The sequence below is a fragment of the Nocardia sp. NPDC004722 genome, from assembly GCF_053601505.1.
In genome coordinates, this window is sequence record NZ_JBSGBY010000842.1 from 1 (window position 1) to 2,836 (window position 2,836).

Annotated in this window: 3 protein-coding genes; 2 read left to right on the forward strand and 1 reads right to left on the reverse strand. The window is 67.6% G+C overall.

The window, feature by feature from the left end; translation table 11 throughout:
* Window positions 1-60 precede the first annotated feature (60 nt).
* Complete coding sequence (locus ACWELQ_RS42805) at window positions 61-1,083, reverse strand: iron ABC transporter substrate-binding protein (RefSeq protein ID WP_452402699.1); 1,023 nt, start codon at window positions 1,081-1,083, stop codon at window positions 61-63.
* Window positions 1,084-1,242: 159 nt separating this feature from the next.
* On the opposite strand from ACWELQ_RS42805, the gene ACWELQ_RS42810 reads away from it, so the two are divergent.
* Both ACWELQ_RS42810 and ACWELQ_RS42815 read left to right on the forward strand, forming a co-directional pair.
* A complete protein-coding gene (locus ACWELQ_RS42810) occupies window positions 1,243-1,686 on the forward strand; it encodes an Rv0361 family membrane protein (RefSeq protein WP_452402700.1) in 444 nt (147 codons plus the stop codon).
* Between the two features lie 46 nt (window positions 1,687-1,732).
* A partial coding sequence (locus ACWELQ_RS42815; RefSeq protein ID WP_452402701.1) for a metallophosphoesterase occupies window positions 1,733-2,836 on the forward strand: 1,104 nt, incomplete at its 3' end.

Sequence of the window (2,836 nt, forward strand, 5' to 3'; positions counted from 1 at the left end):
GGGCCCGGGTCGCGGTTACCTTCGTGCCACGGCTGGGCACATCGGTCCGAACACTCACGGTTACAGCAGGCCCGCCTCGGTCATGAGCTGCGTGACCTTCTTGGCGTCCAGCTTGCTCGGGTCGATCTTGGGCGCGTCCAGCGAGGCCAGCGGCGGCAGCGCCGGGTTGGCGGCGACGTCGGCGGCCACCGGGTACTCCATGGAGTCACCGGTCTGCAGGACGGTCTGGCCCTTCTTGGAGGTGATGAAGTTCAGGAACTTCTGGGCGTTGGCCTGCTTGCCGCTCGACTTCAGCACGCCGCCACCGGAAATGGAGACGAAGGCGCCCGGGTCCTGGTTCTTGAAGTAGAACAGCTGGGTGTTCTTGCTGTTGTCCTTGGTGTTGGCCTGATCGCGGTACCAGTAGTAGTGGTAGATCACGCCGCCGTCGATCTGACCGGCGTTCACGTTCTTCATCACGGTCGTGTTGTTCTGTCCGATGACCGCGTTGTCCTTCATCCCCTTCAGCCACGCCTTGGTGACGTCCTCGCCCTTCTGGGCGAGCAGGGCGGCCACGATGGCCTGGAAGTCCGCGCCGGAGGCGGCGCCGCTCCAGCGGCCCTTCCACTGCGGCTGCTGCAGATCGAGCAGCGACTTGGGCAGCTGGTCGGCCGGGAGCTTGGCGGAGTTGTAGACGAAAACGGTGGAGCGCGCGGCGATTCCGGTCCACTTGCCGGTGGAGGGGCGGAACTGCTCGGGGACCTGCGCGAGGGTGTCCTTGTCGACATCGGCGAACAGGCCGGCGTTCTCGACGAGCGCCATGGCCGGGGAGTTCTCGGTGAGGAAGACGTCGGCCTTGGACTTGCCACCCTCGGCGACGAGCTGGTTGCCGAGGTCGGTGTCACCGCCGTTGCGGATGGTCACCTTGATGCCGGTGTCCTTGGTGAACGCGTCGACCCATTCCTTGGTGAGGGATTCGTGCTGCGCGTTGTAGACCAGGATCTCGTTGTCGTCCTTGGACGAGCTGGAGCAGGCGGTGGTCGCACCGAGGACGGCGATCGCCGCCAGCGCTCCGGACACCAGTTTCCATCGAGCCGCCGTCATGACCGTCCTTTCCGCCGCTCCCACCTCACCTCTGAGGTTTGCCTAACCAACGTACAGTCCCGCCCTCCCGGTTCAAATGCCACCCCACCAATCGACATGCAATCGCTGTACTCTCCAGACGTTCCGCAACCGAATACCTGCCCGAGTCGAAGGATCTCGATGACCCTGAATCGCCGAACCCCCTTGACCATCGGACTCGGCGTGGCCGCCGTGGTGCTCGTGGGAGGTGGCATCGCGACCGCGGTGACGTTGAACGGCAAGGACTCCGGGGTCAGCGACAACCAGCGCGTCGAGACCGCGCTGCGGGACTTCTACGACGCCATGGATTCCGGCGGCGCCTCGCAGGCGGTCGGCAAGACCTGCGCGGGCGACCGCGCCCAGTACGACGCCTTCACCGCCGCCCAGAAGCAGGCCATGGACAAGAACCGGGTGTCGATGAAGGTCGATTCGGTCCAGGGCGTCACCATCACCGGCGATCGCGCCACCGCCGTCACCCTGGGCACGTTCACGCTGCCCGGCGCGGCGGCCGACAAGCGTTCCATCCCCGAGCATCTGCGCAAGGAAGACGGCGTATGGAAGGTCTGCTCCACCGACGCGAAGTAGGACGACGATGAGCTGCTGCGGCCCGAATCGACGCCAGGTCCTCGGTTTGCTCGCGGCAGCGGCACTGCCCGGGGCCTGGGCGAGTCCGGCCCGGGCACAGCCGGGTTCGCTCGTGGTGACCGATCTCGAGGTCGTCACCATCACCGATCAGGCGGCGATCTTCACCTGGACCACGCTGGGGCCGGACGCCAGCGGGAATCCCGTGCCGGTCGAGGCCGACAGCGAGGTCTGGCTCGGCGCGCCGGACGGTTCCGGGCTGCGTCAGGTCTTCGGCGATTCGCAGCCGACGGCCTACCACTACGCCGAGGTGACCGGGCTGGAACCCGGCCGCACCTACCGCTTCGAGGCGCGCTCGGCGGGCATTGCGGCCACGCCCGCGCTAAATGTGGTGACCCGGCAGCCGAATACGCCCGAGGCGCAGGGCGTCTTCACCACCCTGGTGCCGCCGCCCGGCCGCCTGCTGCGAACCATCGCGCTGTCCAACGACATTCACTACGGCGAGGAGGTCAGCGGCATCATCACCGCGGGCCTGCCGCCCGGCTTCCGCCAAGAGCCCGGTCTCGCACCGTATCCCGAGATCATGCTCGCGGCGCTGCTCGACGATATGCACCGGCCGGACCGCGCCGTCGATCATCTGCTGCTGGCCGGTGACCTGACCGCGGAGGCGACGCCGGATCAGGTGCGCGGCGTGCACTCCGCGCTCGCGAAGTGGGGTGTGGCGGGCCGGGATTGGCTCGCCGCCCGCGGCAATCACGACCGGCCGCATCTCGGTGACGACTACGCGAGCTGCACGCCCTACCTCGACCACCACGACTGTTGGGGCGATTCCTTCAGCACCAGGCAGCAATTGGCGTCCTACGAACTCGGCGAGCTGCGCGTGATCGCCCTGGACACCACTCAGCTCGACGCGGCGGGCGGCATCCTGGAGCGCCCCCAGCTCGACCGGCTCCGCGACCTGCTCGCCGCCGACCCGGATCGCCCCACCATGCTTTTCGGCCACCATCCCGTCACCACCGAGTCCGGCTGGTCGAATCTCGCGGGCCCGAGCTTCATCCTCGATGCCGCGAATGCCGCTGAGCTGCAAGCGCTCTACAGCGCCGCACCCGGCGTCTTCCTGCACCATTCCGGCCACACCCACCGCAATCGCCGC

Coding starts and splice junctions, on each gene's coding strand:
- ACWELQ_RS42810 (WP_452402700.1), top strand. CDS start 1,243: ATGACCCTGAATCGCCGAACCCCCTTGACCATCGGACTCGGCGTGGCC.
- ACWELQ_RS42805 (WP_452402699.1), bottom strand. CDS start 1,083: ATGACGGCGGCTCGATGGAAACTGGTGTCCGGAGCGCTGGCGGCGATC.